Annotated in this window: 9 protein-coding genes and 1 pseudogene; 6 read left to right on the top strand and 4 right to left on the bottom strand. The window is 60.5% G+C overall.

Annotated features, from left to right (window positions below):
• The first annotated feature begins 19 nt into the window (after positions 1-19).
• From dsbD to dsbG, 3 genes are read left to right on the top strand one after another with little or no spacing between them, the layout of a single operon-like run.
• Positions 20-1762, top strand: a complete 1743-nt coding sequence (gene dsbD / locus V6L79_RS12080; protein ID WP_338580279.1) for a protein-disulfide reductase DsbD — start codon at positions 20-22, stop codon at positions 1760-1762.
• Complete coding sequence (locus V6L79_RS12075; RefSeq protein ID WP_321836123.1) at positions 1763-2635, top strand: TlpA disulfide reductase family protein; 873 nt, start codon at positions 1763-1765, stop codon at positions 2633-2635. It begins immediately after the preceding gene.
• Complete coding sequence (dsbG, locus tag V6L79_RS12070; protein ID WP_321836122.1) at positions 2614-3387, top strand: thiol:disulfide interchange protein DsbG; 774 nt, start codon at positions 2614-2616, stop codon at positions 3385-3387. Before V6L79_RS12075 ends, dsbG begins: the two co-directional genes overlap by 22 nt.
• Positions 3388-3508: 121 nt before the next feature.
• Here the strand turns inward: dsbG and V6L79_RS12065 are convergent, their stop codons facing one another.
• Entirely contained in the window at positions 3509-16483 is a 12975-nt protein-coding gene (locus V6L79_RS12065) for a non-ribosomal peptide synthetase (protein ID WP_338580278.1), read from the bottom strand.
• 71 nt (positions 16484-16554) lie between these two features.
• The gene (locus V6L79_RS12060; RefSeq protein WP_338580277.1) at positions 16555-17304 is read right to left on the bottom strand and encodes an alpha/beta fold hydrolase; all 750 of its coding nucleotides are present in this window, start codon (positions 17302-17304) and stop codon (positions 16555-16557) included.
• A gap of 326 nt (positions 17305-17630) precedes the next feature.
• On the opposite strand from V6L79_RS12060, the gene V6L79_RS12055 reads away from it, so the two are divergent.
• Positions 17631-18179, top strand: a complete 549-nt coding sequence (locus tag V6L79_RS12055) for an RNA polymerase factor sigma-70 (RefSeq protein WP_261741730.1) — start codon at positions 17631-17633, stop codon at positions 18177-18179.
• Between the two features lie 76 nt (positions 18180-18255).
• Here V6L79_RS12055 and V6L79_RS12050 read toward each other — a convergent pair.
• Positions 18256-18867: pseudogene (locus tag V6L79_RS12050) on the bottom strand (GNAT family N-acetyltransferase); the annotation flags it as partial.
• Positions 18868-18968: 101 nt separating this feature from the next.
• The gene (locus tag V6L79_RS12045) at positions 18969-19748 is read right to left on the bottom strand and encodes a transporter substrate-binding domain-containing protein (RefSeq protein WP_321836776.1); all 780 of its coding nucleotides are present in this window, start codon (positions 19746-19748) and stop codon (positions 18969-18971) included.
• A gap of 210 nt (positions 19749-19958) precedes the next feature.
• Between V6L79_RS12045 and V6L79_RS12040 the strand changes: the two genes are divergently transcribed.
• Complete coding sequence (locus tag V6L79_RS12040) at positions 19959-20501, top strand: exonuclease domain-containing protein (protein WP_338580276.1); 543 nt, start codon at positions 19959-19961, stop codon at positions 20499-20501.
• 79 nt (positions 20502-20580) lie between these two features.
• The gene (locus tag V6L79_RS12035; RefSeq protein ID WP_261741728.1) at positions 20581-20862 is read left to right on the top strand and encodes a pyrimidine/purine nucleoside phosphorylase; all 282 of its coding nucleotides are present in this window, start codon (positions 20581-20583) and stop codon (positions 20860-20862) included.
• Positions 20863-20897 lie beyond the last annotated feature (35 nt).

Raw genomic sequence — 20897 nt, 5'->3', positions numbered from 1 at the left:
CTTGCCCAAGGCTTTATCCATGCGTTTGCTGCTGTCCTTGCTATTGATGTGTTTGGTCGGTGTGGCCCAGGCCCAGACCGCGAACAATCCATTCGCACAGCCCGACTTTCTGCCGGTCAACAAGGCCTTTGTATTCAGTGCCGAGCCATTGCCCTCAGGCGAAACCCGCCTGCAGTGGAAAATAGCCGACACCTACTATCTGTATCAAAAACGTTTCAAGTTTGACGGGCTGGACCCAGCAAAAACCCCTGTATTGCCGCAAGGGCTGGAACACAGCGACGAGTTTTTTGGCGCCACCCAGGTCTACCGCGATAGCGTTGCGATAGTCATCCCGGCAGGCACCAGCGGTCAGGTCAAGGTCAGTTGGCAAGGCTGCGCCGATGCGGGGCTGTGCTACCCGCCGCAAAGCCAGACGGTTGACTTGGGCGGTGCACAGCCAATGGCCGCACAAGATCAGGCACAGGACCAGTCACTGGCTGCGAGTTTGCAGCAGCGTTCGCTGGGCTGGAGTTTGCTGCTGTTCTTCGGCCTCGGGCTGCTGCTGGCCTTTACCCCTTGCTCTCTGCCAATGTTGCCGATTCTGGCCGGGCTGGTCGTGGGCAGTGGTGCCACTGCCGGACGCGGTTTCGCCGTGGCCGGCAGTTATGTGATCAGCATGGCGCTGGTGTATGCCGGGCTGGGCGTATTGGCGGCCCTGCTGGGCGCCAACTTGCAGGCGTTGCTGCAACAACCCTGGCTGCTGGGCAGTTTTGCCGCATTGTTTGTGGTGCTGGCACTGCCGATGTTCGGTTTTTTTGAACTGCAATTGCCCGCTGGCTTGCGTGACCGCCTGGAAAGCGCCGGGCGTGGACGCAAGGGCGGCAGCCTGATCGGCGCGGGTATTCTTGGCGCCCTGTCCGGCTTGCTGGTTGGGCCCTGCATGACGGCGCCGCTGGCCGGTGCCTTGCTGTATATCGCGCAAAGCGGCAATGCGCTTGAAGGTGGCCTGGTGCTGTTTGTGATGGGCCTGGGGATCGGCGTGCCGCTGTTGCTGCTGGTTACCGTGGGCAGCCGCTTCCTGCCCAAGCCCGGCGCCTGGATGAACCTGATGAAAGGCCTGTTTGGCTTTCTGTTCCTGGGCACCGCGTTGTTGCTGGTCCGCCCGGTACTCGATGAGTCCTTGTGGATCGGTCTGTGGGGTATCCTGCTGATCATTCTGGGATGCAGCCTGTGGCTGCAGGCGCAGACATTTCTGCGCGCCAAAGCGCTGTTCAATCCACTAAGCCTGCTGGCCGGTTTGTGGGGCTGTCTGTTACTGGTGGGTGCTGCCGGTGGCAGCACCGAGCTGTGGCAACCCTTGCAGGTGTATACCGCAAAAACAGTGGCGGGCAGCAGTTCCGCAAGCACTGCCCACGACGCCTTTATCACCATCAAGGACCCCACCAGTCTGGACCGTGAACTGGCTAGCGCCAAGGCTGACGGGCAGTGGGTCATGCTCGATTACTACGCCGACTGGTGCGTATCGTGCAAGGTTATGGAAAAGCAGGTATTCGCTAAACCCCAAGTGATGGATGCCTTACAAGGCGTGCGCCTGTTGCGTCTTGACGTGACCGCCGATAATGTCGCCAGCCGCGAGCTGCTCAGCCGCTATCAGGTACCGGGCCCGCCCAGCTTTGTCTGGATCGGCCCCAATGGCGTTGAGCGTCGCGGGCAACGTATCACTGGCGAAGTCAACGCCCAGACCTTTTTGAATAACTGGAACGCCACCCGGGAACTCCTATAAATGCTTACCCTGACCATCGGTTCGTTTGCGCTGGCCATCAACCACTTGCTGCTGATCCTGGCCCTTGCCCTGGCGACACTGGTGGGTTGGCGCGTAGCCAAACGCGGTGGCGAAAACCCCGAGTCCGTATTGTTCACCTTGTTTTTGCTGGGTTTGCTTACCGCGCGCATCGGTTTTGTACTCAGCTACTGGCGCTATTTCAAGGACGACCCGCTGCAGGTCCTCGATTTGCGCGACGGCGGGTTTTTGCTATGGCCGGGGCTGGCGGCGGTACTGGTCGGTGCGGTCATTTTCAGCTGGCGCCGCGTCGGGTTGCGCCGCCCATTGGGCTGGGGACTGGGTAGCGGGCTGGCGTTCTGGCTGCTGGCCAGTCTTTCGTCCAGCCTTTACGAACAGGGCACGCGCCTCCCGGAGTTGGTATTGCGTAACGCCAACGGCGAATCAGTGCAGTTGAGCAGCTATCAGGGCGGCCCGCTGGTGATCAACCTGTGGGCCACCTGGTGCCCGCCTTGCCGACGCGAAATGCCGGTACTGCAAAACGCCCAGCATCAGCATCAGAACGTGACCTTCCTGTTCGTCAATCAGGGCGAAAGCATGCAGAGCGTCAGCACCTTTCTTGAAACCCAGGGCCTGAACCTGAGCAACGTGCTGTTCGACAGTGGCGGCCAACTGGCACAAAAAGTCGGCTCAATGGCACTGCCGACTACCCTGTTCTATAACGCTGAAGGCCGTCTGCTGGGCAGTCATCTGGGCGAGCTGTCGCAAGCCAGTCTGGCCCGGGCCATGGAGCCCTTCAATCTGAACAATTCAATGTCGGCCCAACAGGCCGACCCTGCAAGGAATCAGCAAAAATGTTTAACCGCAAACTGCTAACCCTGAGCATGACCGCCCTGCTGGGCGCGGCGCTCTTGCAATCCCCTGTGTTGCAGGCCGAAGAGTTACCACCGGCAATCAAGAAGATTGAAGCCAAGGGCGCAAAGATCATCGGCAGCTTTGACGCTCCCGGCGGTTTGCGTGGTTATGCCGCCCAGTACCAGAACCGTGGCATGGCGCTGTACCTGACCAAGGACGGCAACGTGCTGGTGGGCAATTTGTATGACGCCGACGGCAAGGACCTGAGCCTGGCCCCGCTGCAAAAGCTGGTGTACGAGCCGATGGCCAAGCAGGTCTGGACAGAGATGGAAAAGAGCAACTGGATTGCCGATGGCAAAAAGGATGCACCGCGCACCGTTTACCTGTTCAGCGACCCGAACTGCCCGTACTGCAACATGTTCTGGGAACAGGCTCGTCCTTGGGTCGACTCGGGCAAAGTGCAATTGCGCCACATCATGGTAGGGATCATCCGCGAAGACAGCCCGGCCAAATCTGCCGCCCTGCTGGGTGCCAAGGACCCGCAGCAAGCCCTGCACGAGCATGAGAAAGCCGGCAAGGCCAGCACCCTCAAGCCATTGAGCAAAATCCCGGCGGACATCCAGGCCAAACTGGATGCCAACGCGAAGTTGATGGAAGAACTGGATGTTGCCGCGACTCCGGCGATTTTCTATCTGGACGAACAAGGCAACTTGCAACAACAGCAAGGTGCTCCGTCGCCAGAAAAACTGGTGCAGATTCTGGGGCCAAAGTAGGCGACAGGCGCCAGGGGTTATTTGCGATGCTGAGACGCGGCAGCTCAGATTCACCGTGGCGCTAACAACGCAATCAAGCCCACTCCTGCATTGACTGCGGGAGCGGGCTTCACATCACCGCCTACAACCCCTCCAGCTCTGCCATCAGGTCACTCAGGCGATCGACTTTTTCTTCGTTGATTTCGCTGCTCTCCAGCCCTTCGATATACAGCGCCAGTTGTTCAACACAACTGCATTCGAACATCGCTCGCAGCGGCACGTTGCGCTGCAATACTTTTTGCACCCGTGAGGCGATTTGCGTCGCCAACAGTGAATGCCCGCCCAGTTCGAAGAAATTGTCACTCACCCCGACCTGCTCCAGGTTCAGCACCTGTGCCCAGATATCAGCCAGAGTCTGTTCCAGCTCAGTGCGCGGGGCGACGAAGTTTTCGCGCTGCAATTGACCAATTTCAATCGGCGGTAACGCCTTGCGGTCCAGTTTGCCGTTGGCGTTCAAGGGCAATCGCTCCATCCACAACCAGTGCAGCGGCACCATGTACTCGGGGAGTTCAGCGCGCAGGTGCTGTTTGATCTGCTCCAGTTGTTCGCTTTGAGCAAGGGCCGAAGGCGCCCCCACCAGGTAGCCCACCAGATACTTTCCGTTAACACCTTGCTGGACGCTGACCGCCGCGTCTCGGACATGTGCCTGTTCGTGCAGACGTGCCTCGATTTCACCCAGCTCGATACGGTAACCGCGAATTTTCACCTGATGGTCGATCCGACCCACGTACTCCAGCACGCCATCCTTGCGCCGCCGTGCCAGGTCACCGGTGCGGTACAAACGCTCGCCCGGCGCGCCAAACGGGTTGGGCACAAAGACCGTCGCGGTACGCAACGGGTCACTGATATAACCGCGGCCCACTCCGGTGCCCGCCACGCACAACTCACCCACGGCGCCCAACGGAACCAGTTGCAAGGCGCCATCCAGCAGATACAGACGGTTGTTGTCGGTCGGGGTGCCAATCGGCAAATAACTGCCCTGGGTCGAAGCATGGTCGACACAAAAGAAGGCCACGTCATCCGAACATTCCGCCGGGCCATAGGCATTCACCAGGCCGATATCGGGGTAGCGCAGCAGCCATTGCAAAGCAAGCTCGGGGGGCATGGCCTCCCCGGTCGGTAGCAGCCAGCGCAGACCGTCGAGTTGCACCGGGGCCTCGGCCAGCATGCCCTGGATCAGTGACGGCACGCTTTCCAGCACCGTAATGCCCTGCGCATTGACCTGCGCCAGCAACGCCTGCGGATCATGGGCCACGGTATTGGGGACAATATCGACCCGAGCGCCAAACAGCGGCGCCGCAAGGAACTGCCACACCGAAATATCAAAGCTTTGCGAGGCGGTCTGAGCAATCACATCGTGCTCAGTCAGTTGCAGATACGGCACTTTGCTCAACTGGTTATTGAGCATGCCGCGCTGCTCCACCATCACGCCCTTGGGCAGTCCGGTAGAGCCCGAGGTGTAAATCACATAGGCCAGGTTATCCGGCTGGCTGTACACCTGCGGGTCATGTTCTGCCAACCCGGCCGCTTGCACCGACTCCCAAACCAGCAGGCGCGGACGCACTGCGCACCCGGCGGCGTCGAGCAACGCCTCGGCTTGCTCGCGGCAAGCTTCGGTACACACCAGCAACGGCGTGCGGCTCAGTTCGATAATGCGCAGCAGACGTGAGCCGGGCAGCTCCGGGTCCAGCGGCAGGTAACCTGCCCCGGCCTTGAAGCTGCCGATAATCATGCCCAGCAAGTCCAGCCCGCGCCCGGCCAGCAACGCCACCGGTTGATCTGGCCCCACGCCTGCCGCGATCAGAGCATGCCCCAGGCGGTTGCTGCGCTGGTTGAGTTCACTGTAAGTCCAGCGCTGTTCGAGGCAACTGGCGGCGATGCGCTGCGGATGCGCTGCAACCTGCGCTTCAAACAGCTCGGCGTAGCTCTGTTGCAGCGGGTATTGGCGCTGGCTGCGGTTGCAGTTGTCGAGCAAAAATTGCTGTTCCAATTCGCCCAACAACGGTAACTCGCTCATGTCGCCATCGAGGCCGTCCATCAAGGCCAACAGCAGGCGCTTGAACTCCCCAAGCATCTGTTCAACGCTGCCATGCTCGAAAAAGCGCTGGTCATAGGACAGGTGCAAGCCCAGGTCATCACCTGGATAACACACCGCAGTCAGCGGAAAGTTGGTGTGAGTACGGCCCGAATCAGAGGTCGCATTAAGGTGCTGGGCGCGGGTCATGACCGACATATCCACCGGCGCGTTTTCGAACACGAATAGGCTGTCGAACAGTGGCTGGCCCTTGGGCAGTTCGCTGCGCTCCTGGATCGTCACCAGCGGCAGGTATTCGTATTCGCGCAGTTCGATATTGTGTTCAAGCAAGGCCCTGAGCCATTGAGCAACCCCCAGCGGCTGGCCGTCCTGGGGCATTTGCACACGCAGCGCCACACTGTTGATAAACAGTCCGACGGTCTGTTGCATATGCGCCAGCTCCACCGGCCGCCCGGCCACAGTGACCCCAAATACCAGGTCGCGCTCACCGCTGAAGCGACGCAGCACCAGAGCCCACGCCGCCTGGGCGAAGGTGTTGATGGTCAGTTGGTGCTGCTGCGCCAGTTCACGCAAACGCACACCATCGCGTGCCTCAAGGCGGGTGTAACAGTCACCCACCAGCATGCCGCCGCTTTGGCCCGCATGCTCACGCAGGAACGGGCGATCACTGGGGATATGGGTGGTCTGCTCAAAGCCTTGCAGGTTGCGTTGCCACCAGTTTTTGGCCTGTTCCAGATTTTGCTGTTGCAGCCAGCCGATATAGTCGCGATAACGGGGTGCCGCGCTCAGTAGCGGGGTTCGGGCCTCGCCCAGGGCGCTGTAGATTTCAAAAAAGTCGCTCATCAGCAGTGAGCGGCACCAGGCATCGATCAGAATGTGGTGGTTGCTCATCATGAACCAGTAACGGGCCTCGCCCAGGCGGATCAGGCGCAGGTGGAACGGTGCCCGATTGAGCAAATCAAAGCCGGTTTCGCGCTCGCTTTTGTGCAGTGCCTGCAAGCGCGCTTCATGGTCGTCTTCGGGCTCGGCGCTCCAGTCCAGATAGTCGATTGGTGCAGCACCGGGACGATGGATAATTTGCAGCATCTGCTCGCCGACGTTCCAGCAGAACGAGGCACGCAGTGCTTCGTGGCGAGCAATCACCGCCTGCCAGGCATCGGCAAAACGCTGCGGGTCAAGGGCACTGTTGATCCGATAACGGTCCTGCATGTAGTACAAGCCGGTGCCCGGTTCCAGCAGCGTATGCAGCAACATGCCCTCTTGCATCGGAGTCATCGGGTACAGATCTTCGATCAGCTCGGCAGCGACCGGCAAGGCATCAAGCTGGACCTGATCGAGCCTGGCCAGGGGGAAATCCGACGGCGTAAAACCGCCCGCGGGGGTACTCAGGCAATGGCCAATCAGGTCTTGCAGTTCGCTGACATAGGCATGCGCCAATTGCTCGATGATCTGCGGGGTATAACGCTCGGCGCTGAAGGTCCAGCGCAGCAATAATTCACCGCCATACACCTGGCTGTCGATACTCAGCTCGTTCGCCAACGGTGCCAGCGGGTCATGGGCCGCACCCGTCGGCTCGTCCAGAGGGTGGAACAGCGCATCATCGGCAAAGCTCTGGTCGAACTGACCGAGGTAGTTGAAGGTGACCGCAGCCTCAGGCAAGGCGGCCAATGCCTCACGGGTCGCGCTATCGGTCAGATAGCGCAGCACGCCATAGCCCAGCCCCTTGTGCGGCACGCTGCGCAGTTGCTCCTTGATCGCCTTGATCGAGGCGCCCTGCCCTGCGCTGGAGGGTGTCAGCCGTAGTGGATAGGCACTGGTGAACCAACCCACGGTGCGGCTCAGGTCGATCTCGTCAAACAGGGTTTCGCGACCGTGGCCTTCGAGCTGTACCAGGGCCGAGGGTTGCCCGGTCCATCGGCACAGTACGCGTGCCAGAGCGGTCAAGAGCAGGTCGTTGACCTGGGTCCGATAGGCACTCGGTGCCTGTTGCAGCAGTTGGCGGGTGTGCTCGCAACCGAGGCCCACGCTGACGGTATGGGCGTGCAGATTTTGCCGCCCGCCCTGCGGGTTGGCACACGGTAATTCGACCCGCGGGCCGTTCAGTTGCCGTTGCCACAGGCTCAGTTCTTCGCGCAGCGAATCGCTACCAGCATAGGCTTGCAGACGTGCCGCCCAGGCACTTGAGGCGCTGGTTTTGCCCGGCAATTGCAGCGCTTGTTGCGCAGCCGCTTGCCGATAGAGGGTTTGCAGGTCTTCGAGCAGAACGCGCCAGGACACGCCATCCACCGCCAGGTGATGGATCACCAGCAGCAAGCGTTGCTCGCCATCCGGACCATCTACCAGTACCGCACGCAGCAGCGGGCCCTGTTGCAGATCGAGACTGCGCTGGGCATCAGCGAACAGCCCAGTGCATTGCTGCATGTGCGCAACTGTCTCGTGCCACAGCAACGGCTGATCGAACTCGGTGCGGTATTCGGCCCGCCATTGCCCGGCCATTTCACCAAAGCTCAAACGCAAGGCGTCATGCTGTTCCAACAATGCAGCCAGCGCGCGGGCCAGTGGCTGCGGCTCAAGACGAAGGGTTGGCGCCAGCAGCAGCGACTGGTTCCAGTGCTCGCGGTTGGGCATGTCGGTGTCGAAGAACCAGTGCTGGATCGGCGTCAACGCCGACTCGCCGCGAAGCAGTCCTTGCTCGGCGCGATTCTGTTCAGTACGCGTGGCGACATTGGCCAGCGCCTGCACGGTCTGATGCTGGAACAGGTCCCGGGGGCTGAAGTGAATCCCCAATTGCCGGGCGCGGCTGACCACTTGAATCGACAGAATCGAGTCGCCGCCCAGCTCAAAAAAGTTATCGTCCAGGCCCACCTGTTTCAGGTTCAGTACGTCGCACCAGACCGCCGCCAGGCTTTGTTGCAGCGGGTCGCACGGGGCCACGTATTGCTGGCGCTCAAGCTCAGGGTCCGGGCTTGGCAAGGCACGGCGGTCGAGCTTGCCGTTGGCCGTCAGCGGCATGCTGGCCAGCAGGATAAAGTGGCTGGGCACCATGTAGTCCGGTAGTTGCGCCTTGAGTGCTGCGCGCAATTGCGCCCGATCCTGCTGCGCGGTATCTACTACCAGATACGCTGCCAGTTGCTTGCCAGCGGGCAGATCCAGCGCCAGAACCACGGCTTCACGCACGCCGGGCTGTTGCAGCAGGCGAGTTTCGATTTCCCCCAGTTCGATACGGAAACCGCGGATTTTCACTTGCTGGTCGATACGCCCCAGGTACTCGACCAGACCATCGACGCGCTGGCGCACCAGATCGCCGGTGCGGTACAGGCGCCCACCGTTGCATGCAAAAGGATCGGCGACAAAGCGCTCGGCCGTCATGCCCGGACGCCGGTGATAACCCTGCGCCAGCCCCGCCCCGCCAATGTACAACTCGCCGGTGGCACCTTGCGGCACCAAGGCCAGCCCAGCGTCGAGGATATATCCCAGCCGTGCGCCAATTACCTGGCCAATGGGTACGCTGGCTGCGCCCTCTTCGAGATGTTGCGGAGCCAGACAGGCCAGCGGCATAACCACGGTTTCAGTCGGGCCATAGGCATTGAAAAACACATCCGGCTGGAATGCATCGCGAATGCGTTGCAGATGCTCGCCCGTCAGTGCCTCGCCACCGGTGATACACATGCGCACTGGCAGGGTCCGCTGTTGGGTCTCCAGCCATTGCGCCAATTGGCTGCCATAACTGGGGGTAAAGCCCAGAATACTGACCTGCTGCTGTGCTATCAGTTGGCAGATTTCCTGCGCATCCCACTGCCCTTGGGCGCGCAACACCACCCGCGCGCCGCACAGCAGGGGTGCCAGCAAGCGCTCGGTGGCGGCGTCGAAGTTAATCGAATAAAAATGCAACTCGCAGTCATCCGGACGCATGCCAAAACGCTCGATAACCGCGCGGCAATGCATTGCAATTTCACCGTGGGACACCACCACGCCCTTGGGCTGGCCGGTAGAGCCCGAGGTGTAGATCAGGTACGCCTGATGCTGCGCCATGGTGATGAACGGCAGTTCGCTGCACGGATAAGCCGCCAGTTGCGGGCTGTCGTCTTCCAGGCTCCAGCGAGCCACGCCCTCGGGCAACTCGCCCAGTTCGGCAAATAGGGTGCGGTGACTCAACAGCAAACCAATGCCACTGTCTTCAATCATGTAGTGCAGGCGCTCCAGCGGGTACTCCGGGTCCAGTGGCACGTAGGCGCCACCAGCCTTGAGGATCGCCAGCAGGCCGATCACCATCTCCATTGAGCGCTCCAGCGCCAGCCCTACACGTACCTGAGGACCGACCCCAAGTTCGCGCAGCCGCCAGGCCAACCGGTTGGCGCGGCCATTGAGCTGGGCATAGCTCAAGTGCTCCCCGCCAAAAGTCAGGGCAATGGCATCGGGACGTACCAGCGCCTGTTCGGTGAACAGGCTCTGGATGCACGACTCAAGGTTGTACTCGGCCTCTGGCGGCGCCATGCCGGCCAGTAGGCGCTGTTGTTCCTGGGCGTGCAACAGCGGCAATTCGCTCAGACGCTGCTCGGGATCGCCCAACAATGCCTCCAGCAGGTTGCGCCAGTGCCCGGCCATGCTCGCGATGCGTGGTTCGTCGAACAGGTCCGTGCTGTAAGTCAGGCAGCAGCCCAGGCGGTGGTCCAGGTCAGTGACTTCCAGGTTGAGGTCGAACTTGGTCGCCCTGGCATCATTGGCCAGGTACTCGACCGTCATGCCCGCCAGCTCGCGGCTTTGCTGGAACTCCCAGCGCTGCACGTTACACATCACCTGAAACAGCGGGTTGTAGGCTGCACTGCGTGGCGGTTGCAGCGCTTCGACCAGATGGTCAAACGGCAAGTCCTGGTGCGACTGGCCTTCGATCACGGTCTGGCGCACTTGTTCGATCAATTCGCCAACGCGCATCGCCCCGTCCAGTTGGCAGCGCAGCACCTGGGTATTGAGAAACGCACCAATCAGCCCTTCGCTTTCCGGGCGAATGCGGTTGGCCACCGGTGCGCCGATGCGCAGGTCGGTCTGGCCGCTGTAGCGATAGAGCAACACCGCCAGGGTTGCGGTCATGGTCATAAACAGGGTCAAACCGTGCTCTGCATTGAACGCCCGCACCCGTGCCGCCAGTTCGGCGCTGAGATCAAAACGGTACAGCTCGCCCCGATGGCTTTGCACCGAAGGCCGCACACGGTCGGCGGGGAGCTCCAGCAGCGGGTGTTCGTTGCCGAGCTTGGCGGTCCAGTAATCGAGCTGGCGCTGGCGCTCGCCTGACTCCAGCCACTGGCGCTGCCATACGCTGTAGTCGAGGTATTGCACGGCCAGCGGCGTCAGTGGCGACAAACGATCATCGACAAACGCTTCGTACAGCACGCCCAGTTCACGGGCAAAAATATCCATCGCCCAGCCTTCGGTAACGATGTGATGCAAGGTCAGTACAAAGTAGTGTTCGCGGTCAGCAGCCTTGACCATGCACGCGCGCAGCAGCGGGCCGCGTTCAAGATCAAACGGTCGATGCGCTTCACTGTCGGCCAGCGCTTGCAGACGCTGCTGGCGGGTGGCTTCGTCCAGCAGACTGAGGTCCAGCCAGGCCATGTTCAGCAGGGTTTCACGGTGGACTTGCTGACAGGCCACGCCATCCACACTGGGGAAGCGGGTGCGCAGGGTTTCGTGGCGCTGGATCAGGGCCTGCAAAGCGGCTTCGAAGCGCTCGACATCCAGCACGCCTTTAAGTCGCGCCATGCCGCCGACGTTGTACGCCGGGCTGTCAGGCTCCATTTGCCAGAGGAACCACATGCGCTGTTGCGAATACGACAGTGCCACCGGCTGGTTACGGTCGACCAGGGCGATGGGCAATTGCGTGTTGCGCTGGCCTGCCGCCTGAATCGCCTGCACCTGGGCGACAAACTCACCCAGTTCACTGGCTTCAAACAGAGTGCGCAAGGCCAGTTCCACATCACAGGCCTGACGCACCCGCGAGACGATTTGCGTGGCCAGCAACGAGTGCCCGCCTAGGGCGAAGAAATCATCGCGCAAACCAATGCGCTCCAGCCCCAGGACTGCACTCCAGATTGCCGCTATTTGCTGCTCAAGTGCGGTCTGCGGTGCGATGTGTTCACGGGCTTGCCACACGGGCTCGGGCAAGGCCCGGCGATCCAGTTTGCCGCTGGGGCTCAAGGGCATGGCGTCCAGCCGCAGCAATTGCGCAGGTACCATGTACTCCGGTAATTGCTCAGCCAGTGCGGCCTTGAGCTGGTCTTCGCACGCCGCCCCCGGCAGCGCCGTGTAGTAGCCGATCAACTGCGGCCCGGCGGCCGTCTCGCGGATCATTACCGCCACTTGCGCCACAGCGGGTTGGGCCAGCAAGCAGGCCTCGATTTCCTGCGGTTCGACGCGAAAGCCACGCAGCTTGACCTGCTGGTCGAGACGCCCGAGGTATTCCAGCACCCCGTGCGCGTTCCAGCGCACCTGATCACCGGTGCGATACAGACGGGCACCCGGCTCGCCCAGGGGGTCGGCAACAAAGCGTTCTGCGGTCAACCCAGGCCGGTCGAGATAACCCCGCGCCAGACCGCTACCGCCAATACACAGCTCGCCTGGCACTCCAGCCGGCAGCGGGTTGAGTTCGCTGTCGAGTACCCGGCACAGCACGTTGGCCAATGGCCGACCGATGGGCGAACGCTCGCCATCTGCCAGGTTGCATTGCCAATGGGTGACGTTGATCGCGGTTTCGGTCGGGCCATAGCGGTTGTGCAACTGCACCGCAGGCAACTGTTGCAACACATGATTGCGCAACTCGGCGGGCAAGGCCTCGCCGCCCGCAAACAGTAGGCGCAAACTGCTGCACTGCCGGGTTTGCGGCTCGTCGACAAACAGGCGCAACAGCGCGGGCACAAAGTGCAGGGTGGTGACGCCAAATTGCTCCACCAACTGTGCAATACGTTGCGGGTCGCGGTGCTCGCCGGGCCCTGCCAGGACCAGACGGCAACCGGTTATCAGCGGCCAGAAGCACTCCCACACCGACACATCGAAGCTGATCGGAGCTTTTTGCATCAGTACATCGTCGACCTGCAACGCGTAGGTGGCCTGCATCCACTGCAAACGCTCGGCGAGTGCCGCATGGGTATTGCCCACGCCCTTGGGCTGGCCGGTGGAGCCGGAGGTGTAGATCACATAGGCGAGGTTATCACCGTGCAAATGCAAGCCCGGCGCATGGCTTGGCCAGTTGTCCAGCTTGAGGCTGTCCATGGCAATCACGCTGAGGGTTTTACCAGCGGGTAGCCTGCCCAGCAGATGGCTCTGGCTGAGCAGGATTGTCGCGCCGCAATCTTGCAGCATGTAGGCCAGACGCTCCGGCGGGTAGTCCGGATCCAGTGGCACATAGGCGCCACCGGCCTTGATAATTGCCAGCAAACCGATCAGCAACTGCGGCGAACGCTCGACAGCAATCGCCACCGGTACATCCGGGCCAACGCCTTTGTCGCGCAGGTAGTGCGCCAGGCGATTGGCCTGGGCATGCAAGCTGGCCAGGTCGAGGCTGCCACCGTCCCACATCAAGGCGATGGCGTCCGGCGCCTGCTGAACCTGCTGCTCCAGCAACTCGGGCAACCAGCGTTCGGCAGGGGCACAGGGGGCGGCGCTCCACTGCTGCTGCTCGCTCACCTGCTGCGCATTGAGCAGTTGCAGATCGCCGAGGGGCCGGGTGCTGCAGGCGGTGACCTGCTCCAGTAGGCTGACATAGTGCTCGGCCAACCGCGCAATGGTGCCAGCGTCAAATAGTTCATCAGCGTAGTCGAACGCCAGAGTCAGGCGCCCATGACGGTCCTCTTCACTGTGCAGTTGCAGGTCGAACTTGGCTTCGCGGCTGTGCCATTGCAGCTCTTCGGCAAGCAAGCCCGGCAGACGGCGCAAGGCGCCAAGATCACGCTGCTGGTGGTTGAACATGATCTGAAACAGGCCCTGCTCACGGGCTTGCGGGAAGGCTTCGAGCAGTTGCTCGAACGGCAGGTCCTGATGCCCCTGGGCATCGAGGGTAGCTTGACGGGTCTGATGCAGCAGGTCAGCAAATGCCAGGCGCCCATCCAGCTCGGCGCGCAGCACCAGGGTGTTGATAAAGAAGCCGATCAGACCGTGGGTTTCCTGTCGCGGGCGATTGGCACTGGGGACGCCGATGCGAATATCACGCTGGCCGGTGTAACGATGAAGCAGAGTCTGCAAGCTCGCCAGCAACAGCATAAATGGCGTGCACTCGTGGGCCTGCGCCGTTTGCCGGATGGCGCTGCCAAGGGCCGCATCGAGCTTCAGGCTGTAACGCGCAGCGCTGTGTTTACGCTGCGCCGAGCGCGGCTGATCGGTACTCAGGCTGAGGCTCGGGTGCTGATCGCCCAACTGCTGCTTCCAGTAGTTGAGCTGACGCTCGGCCTCGCCTTGCGCCAGCCATTGGCGCTGCCAACTGCCGTAGTCGGCGTATTGCAGTGTCAGCGGCGCCAGCTCCAGCGGCTGGCCCAGGCATGCTGCCGCGTAGAACCGGGAAAATTCGTCGATCAACAGGTTCAACGACCAGCCGTCCGCGATGATGTGGTGCAATGTCAGTAACAGCTGATGCTCTTGATCATCGAGCTTGACCAGCGTGACCTGAAATAGCGGGCCGTGCTCCAGGTCGAATCGGGTGCGGGCTTGCTCCTCACGAACTTGCTGTGCCCGGGCTTCACGCTCAGGGCTCGCCAAGGTGCTGAGGTCGACCACTTGCAGAGCAAAGTCGCTCGCGGCATCAACGCACTGCAAGGCCTGGCCATCGCGTTCATAAAAACGTGTACGCAAAGCTTCATGACGTTCGATCAAGCGCGCAAAGCTGCTGCGCAACGCCGCTTCGTCCAGTTCACCGCGCAAACGCAAGCCACCCGGGATGGTATAGGCGCTGCTCTGCGGGTCGAGCTGCCACATAAACCACAGACGGTTCTGCGCCAACGACTGGGGCAATTCCTGATCGCGGGGCAAGGTTGCAATTGCGCCCTGGGCCAGCCCGCCATCCTGCTGCAAGGCGCCTACCCCGGCTGCGAAAGCGCTCAGGGTCGGGGACTCGAACAACAGGCGCAGATTCAGCTCAAGCTTGAGTTCCTGGCGCAGATGGGCGATGACTTGGGTGGCTAGAATCGAGTTGCCGCCCAACAGAAAAAAGTGATCGTCTGGCGCCACTTGCTCAACCTGCAAATGCTCACACCAGACCCAGGCGATCAGGGCCTCCAGCTCGCTCCCACGCTGCACCGCATCGGCCGAGGCTGGCGCGCCGTGCTCAGGAGGGAACTGCGCATAGCTGTCGAGGCTGCCAGCGGCCAACCGGCTACGACAGGCCGAACGCTGCAGTTTGCCACTGGAGGTTTTCGGCAGTGCTCCAGGATTGAGCAGTACCACCAGGCTCGGGGCTTGCTGAGTAGCTTCAGCCACCGCCTGGCGAATCCTGTTGATCAACGTTTCCGGGGGCAGGATTTTTTGCACGCTGCGGCTGATTTCAGCGGCAACGCCTATCCCCTCCTCGCCTTTGGCGTTGACCGCGAATACCGCGACCCGGCCTTTGCGCACCACTTCGACCTCACGCTCGATGGTTTTTTCGATGTCCTGTGGGTAGAGGTTGTGGCCGCGGACGATCAGCAGGTCCTTCAGCCGACCTGTGATAAACAGCTCGCCGTCACGCATAAAGCCCAGGTCGCCAGTACGCAGCCAGATACCGCCTTGAAAATCGACAAAGGTGCTGGCGCTGGCCTCGGGGTTGCGCCAGTAACCGTGGGCGATGCTCGGGCCGTTGGCCCAGACTTCACCAACGCAATTGTCAGGCAGAACCTCAAGGCTTTTCGGGTCGACAATAAGCACTGCGTGTTCGGGTTGACTGAAGCCACAACTCATCACCGGGCTACCGTCGCCCGCCACGATCCGGTTGTTGGCCAATGCCAGGTCATCCAGGCACAGAGCCGGGATGCCTTGACCGCGCTGACTACCAGTGACAAACAGCGTGGCTTCGGCCAAACCGTAGGAAGCAAAGTAGCTGTCTGGGCTGAAGCCACAAGGCGCAAATTTATCCGCAAAGTGCTCAAGGGTGTCTTGCCGAATCGGCTCGGACCCCGAATAGGCGACGCGCCAGCGGCTCAGGTCCAGCGCAGCCAAGGCCGTGTCGCTGACCCGCTCACGGCATAGCCGATAGGCGAAGTCCGGCCCGCCGCTGATGGTGCCACCGTACTCACTGATGGCCTCCAGCCAACGCAACGGTCGGGTCAAAAAATAGGCCGGTGACATCAGCACACAGGGCACGCCGCTGAAGACCGGTTGCAGCAAACCACCAATCAGGCCCATGTCGTGATACAGCGGCAGCCAGCTGACAATCACGTCATCCGGGTTGAGGTCGATACCAAATCCGCGGCGGATCAACATCTCATTGGCAACCAGATTGCCGTGGGTCACCTGCACGCCTTTGGGCAACGCAGTGGAGCCTGAGGTGTACTGCAAAAAGGCAATATCGTCGGCCTGCAAAGCAACCGGCTGCCAAGCGCTGGCCTGGTGCGGGTCGAGACTGTCGACGCAGAGCAATTGTGGCGCATCAGCGCCAACCAGTTCGCTCATTTGCAGCAAGGGCTCGCGCAGAGCGCTGCTGGTCAATAGCAGGCGCGGCTCGGCATCGGCCAGAATCGACAACAAGCGTTCTTGATGATGACGGCGTGCCGACTCCGGTGGATAGGCCGGCACGGCAATCACCCCGGCATACAAACAGCCAAAAAATGCCGCGACGTAATCCGGGCCACTGGGGAACAGCAAGACCGCTCGCTCGCCCACGCCAGCATTGGCCTGCAAGGCGGCGGCAATGGTGCGCGCACGCAGATCCAGCTCACCATAACTGAGCACCACCGCGTCCAGCGGGTCGTCGGCGAGGAACCGTAGCGCCAGTCGATCCGGGGTCTTTGCTGCACGCAGTTGAAGGGCTTGGGCCAAGTTACCGGGGAGTTCGAACGCGTCCATCATGGGGTTTCCTGCCTGGGGTCGGCTTGAAAGAAAATCGGTGTGCTTGAAATACGAGGCAACAGCGCGCGGCTTTACCCGCCAGGCTGTCGGGCCTGCTGATTGCGCCAGCGTGTCAGATGCTCTTCGGCGTAACGACGAACGCTGCGCAACAGCGCAACTTCCTGCTGCACCAGAAAGAAGTGATGGCCCTCAAACATGTCGAGGGAAAACCTGTTGCAGGTATCGGTTTGCCAATCGAGCAGTTGTTCGGTGCGCACACTGTCCTGCTTGCCGCCGAACACGTGGATGGGAATGGGCAACGGCGCACGCTGGCCATAGCTGAAACTGCCACATAACAGGAAATCGGCGCGCAGGATCGGCAGCATCAACTGCATCAGTTCGGCATTGGCCAGCAGCTCTTCGCCGGTGCCTTTAAGCTCGCGCAAACGGGCAATCAACTGTTCATCGGTTTTCGCCACGGTGTATTCGCTGACATCGCGCCGGGCAGGCCCGGCCGTGGCCGAAGCAAATAACGCGAGCGGTGCAGGCAGGCCGCGCTCACGCAGAGCATGGGCCAGCTCGAAAGCCAGCAGCCCGCCCAGGCTGTGCCCAAACAAGGCATAAGGACGGTCGAGTTCGGCACTGATTTCATCGGCCAACTGGCAGGCCAGACGGCGTATATCGCTTTGCAGCGGTTCGTCCATCCGCATGCCGCGCCCCGGCAGTTCCAGTGGGCGCACTTGCAACCATTCGGGCATGGAACGGCGCCAGCGGCTATAGCTCATTGCACTGGCGCCCGAGTAAGGCAGGCAGAACAGACGCAACTTGATCACGTCGCTCATGCCAGGCTGCCATTGCGTTGAAATAACGACGGTTTACGCTCAAAAAACATCTCGCCCTCCTGCCTCAAACCATTCATTGCCGGCCTCTGTATCCGGCGTTCATGCATTGAAAACGGTTGAGCCAGGCAATTAATTAGCCATTGCAGTGATGGCCTTTTAAAGTCATTCGCGGGCGTTGTGAGACATGTCTCAGTCTGTCGCCTGAATCGGTATTAATTCTGTTTCTCAATTGACAATCATTATCATTAAGCCTAATTTGTGACCAGCTGTGTAGGTCGCCTCCCTTGCCGTGGCCCTCACTCATTCAATCGCATCAGGTGATCTCCATGACGGAACAAATGTCCACAAGCAAGTGCGACTCACCCTTACTTCAAGCTTTCGTCGATAACCGACTTATCCTGGTCAAGATCGCAGCACGCATCACCGGTTGTCGATCCAGGGCTGAAGATGTGGTACAGGATGCCTACTTCCGCTTGCAGTCCGCGCCGCAGATCACCTCTTCATTCAAGGCGCAGCTGAGTTATCTGTTCCAGATCGTGCGCAACCTGGCAATCGATCACTACCGCAAGCAGGCGCTCGAGCAGAAGTACTCGGGCACGGAAGAGGAAGGCTTGAATGTGGTCATTCACGGCGCGTCTCCGGAAACCTCGCATATCAATTTCTCGACCCTGGAACACATCGCTACGGCGCTGACTGAGCTGCCGAGCCGTACCCGCTATGCGTTTGAGATGTATCGCCTGCACGGCGTGCAGCAAAAGGACATTGCCAAGGAGTTGGGCGTGTCGCCAACCCTGGTCAACTTCATGATTCGCGATGCGCTGGTGCATTGCCGCAAGGTATCGGGAACGCAAGCCGATACCTTTGCCCGACGCTAAGCTCGCACGACCTCTGGGGGCGGCGCTGATGCCATCGCGAGCAGGCTCGCTCCCACAAAGATCTGCTTAGCGTGCGTCAGACCAACTCCCTCCCTGCAAAAAACTGCTCCCGGCTCTGCATCATCAGGGCCGCTCGCTTGTGCGGAAAGTCGAACTCTTTCAAGCGGTGAAAGCCCTGACTCTGCATGTAGCCGATCATTTTCGCGTTGTCGGCCCGGGGTTCAGCCACTACGCGCTGAGTGCGCGGATCATCCAGAAACAGGTAATGGGTCAGCGCTGCCAGCCAGCTGGCAACCTTGTGCGGCCCACGATGCGCCTGCTCTCCCACCAGCATGTGAATCCCACGATCGTAGTCATCCACGTCGTAGAACGGCGCAATTCGGTCTTCCCTGGCCCAGTAGGCCTCGAAATAGGCAAATGGCTGATCATCGAAGCAACCGATCAGGGTCAGGGTATGCGGGTCTGACGCGAGTTTCTCCAGGTACTGGCGATGCTTTTCCAGGGTGCCGCCCTCTTCCCAGAAATCCATCACCCGCGGGGTGTTTTGCCAGCGGCTGAAACGCTCAAGGTCGATTTCGATGTCCAGCGCCCGCAATGAAATCCAGGTGCCAAGCTGCGCATCGAAACGTCGATAGACTTCACCTTGGGGTTTTGGCGCTCGCAGCGGATGGCGAGTGCCTGCGGTGATGGTCATCGCCGGTGGAGTCGGGGTAATTGCAGTCATGGTTCGGGCTCACGTTTATCGTCAACAGTTACGCAGAGAACGTGAACCGTGGCGAAAAATTTAGCCTAGGAAGGCTCGACCGCGACTACTGCAATTTTGTAAGGTGCAAAAATAGCCATCAACTGACCATTGTCACGAAGCTTTTGCATCATTTGGGCAAAATGCTGACTCTGGATCGGTGCTTGCGGGCGCAGCAGCGCGTAGTGACGATAGGTCTGATCGATACGCTGGGACACGATCAGCTCCGACTTGGCCTGCGGGGCGTAGCGCAGCATGTCGATCAGGTTGGAGCGGGTCATCAATGCAATATCTGCCCGCCCGCGCAAGACCATCAACAGGTTGCTCTCGTGGGAGTAGGTCAGCATTGCGTTGAACGATTCGGTGAGAAATTTGGGCGTGGGGTTGAACCCGGCAAAAGCGTAGTGATAACCGCTGAATAGCGCCAGACGTTTACCCTTGAGGTCGTCGAAATAGTTTTGTTGGCGATCAGGGTACTGCTTGGCGACAAACACTTCAGCGTCTTCAAGGCCCATGTCGACAGCAATGTAAGAGAGCCCCTGCCAACCCCAGGCGGGGTTTTCAAACATCATCATGTCCACCCGCCCGCGCTCGAAATCGCGCACCCGGCGCGGTATGGAGCTAGGCACGAGGACAAAACGGTAGTCGCTCTGCAACTGGTTGAGGGCGTTGAGCAATTGTGACAACAGGCCAATATCGGCGCCGCGTTCCGGGCGCACGGTATACGGCGGAAAGTGTGCGGCACCGACCCTGATTTCCTGGACGGCCCAAACCGGTGTCAACCAGACCATGCCAAGGACCAGCAGCAGGCTGTGGACCACCTGCATTGGCAAACACTTCAAAACCATACACATCTGGCGGCGCCCATGGCTGGAACTTATTGATCGACACACGACCTGAGATCGAGCACGCACACAATTAAAGCGTATATAGACTAGCAAGCAAGCAGTTGACTGGCCCACTACAAATTTAGTCTCAGGGCCTGTGCTTTAGCTACGCTGCAACCTCAACGCCGATGCTGTTCAAGGAAGCTGCACATGCCTCACTGGCTGGTAATTGACCTGGAAGCCACGACCGATGATGGCGGCTGGCCTCTGGAAGAAATGGAAGTGATTGAAATCGGCGCCAGTGTGGTCACCCGCACGGGCCGCGAAGTGGGCCATTTTCAGCGTTTTATTCGCCCGCAACGGCGCCCGTTGTTAACGCCTTTTTGTCGGCAGCTAACCCGGATCACCCAGGCCAATATTGATGCCGGGGCGCCCATGGCGCAGGTCTGGGAACAGTTCGAACGCTGGTTGGGCCAGCATCTGCCCAGGCTTGAAGGCTGGGCCAGTTGGGGCGACTACGACCGTAAACAGCTGGAGCAGGAGTGGCGCCAAAACCAGCTGGACAGTGCCCTGCTGCAATTGCCGCACATGAACCTCAAGCAGCAATTCGCCCAGGCCCGCCAGCTAAAGCGTCCGCTGGGGCTTAACAGCGCGCTGCAACTGGCCGGGATGCAGTTCAACGGGCAACAACACCGGGCCCTGGAAGATGCGCGAAATACAGCCCGTTTATTGCCGCTGGTGTTGAAGGGTTAGCGCCCATAAAAGGGCGTGACGGGATAAAACCGCTTCTGCATACTGGCCAGCCATTTTTAGCCCATTCCGAGGAATCGCCATGTTTAAAGTCAACGAATACTTCGACGGCACCGTCAAGTCGATTGCCTTCACACAAACCGAAGGCAAGGCCACCATTGGCGTCATGGCTGCGGGTGAATACGAGTTCGGTACGGCCGAGCGTGAAATCATGCACGTGGTGTCGGGTGAGCTGAGCGTCAAACTGCCGGGCAGCAGCGAGTATGAAACCTTCAAGACCGGTAGCCAGTTCAATGTACCGGCCAACAGCAAGTTCCAGCTCAAGGTTGCGGTAGATACTGCTTACCTGTGTGAATACCGCTAAATCCGGCACCCCTGCTCTGTAGCCGCTGAGGAGCG

Origin of the sequence: Pseudomonas sp. ML2-2023-6, from assembly GCF_037055265.1 — a bacterium.
In the GTDB taxonomy this organism is placed as follows: Bacteria; Pseudomonadota; Gammaproteobacteria; order Pseudomonadales; family Pseudomonadaceae; genus Aquipseudomonas; species Aquipseudomonas kulmbachensis.
This window is presented reverse-complemented; position numbering and strand designations above follow the sequence as displayed.

Excerpts from the sequence above, each read along its gene's own strand:
- dsbD (WP_338580279.1), top strand. The coding sequence starts at position 20 with ATGCGTTTGCTGCTGTCCTTGCTATTGATGTGTTTGGTCGGTGTGGCC.
- V6L79_RS12075 (WP_321836123.1), top strand. The coding sequence starts at position 1,763 with ATGCTTACCCTGACCATCGGTTCGTTTGCGCTGGCCATCAACCACTTG.
- dsbG (WP_321836122.1), top strand. The coding sequence starts at position 2,614 with ATGTTTAACCGCAAACTGCTAACCCTGAGCATGACCGCCCTGCTGGGC.
- V6L79_RS12065 (WP_338580278.1), bottom strand. The coding sequence starts at position 16,483 with ATGATGGACGCGTTCGAACTCCCCGGTAACTTGGCCCAAGCCCTTCAA.
- V6L79_RS12060 (WP_338580277.1), bottom strand. The coding sequence starts at position 17,304 with ATGAGCGACGTGATCAAGTTGCGTCTGTTCTGCCTGCCTTACTCGGGC.
- V6L79_RS12055 (WP_261741730.1), top strand. The coding sequence starts at position 17,631 with ATGACGGAACAAATGTCCACAAGCAAGTGCGACTCACCCTTACTTCAA.
- V6L79_RS12045 (WP_321836776.1), bottom strand. The coding sequence starts at position 19,748 with ATGCAGGTGGTCCACAGCCTGCTGCTGGTCCTTGGCATGGTCTGGTTG.
- V6L79_RS12040 (WP_338580276.1), top strand. The coding sequence starts at position 19,959 with ATGCCTCACTGGCTGGTAATTGACCTGGAAGCCACGACCGATGATGGC.
- V6L79_RS12035 (WP_261741728.1), top strand. The coding sequence starts at position 20,581 with ATGTTTAAAGTCAACGAATACTTCGACGGCACCGTCAAGTCGATTGCC.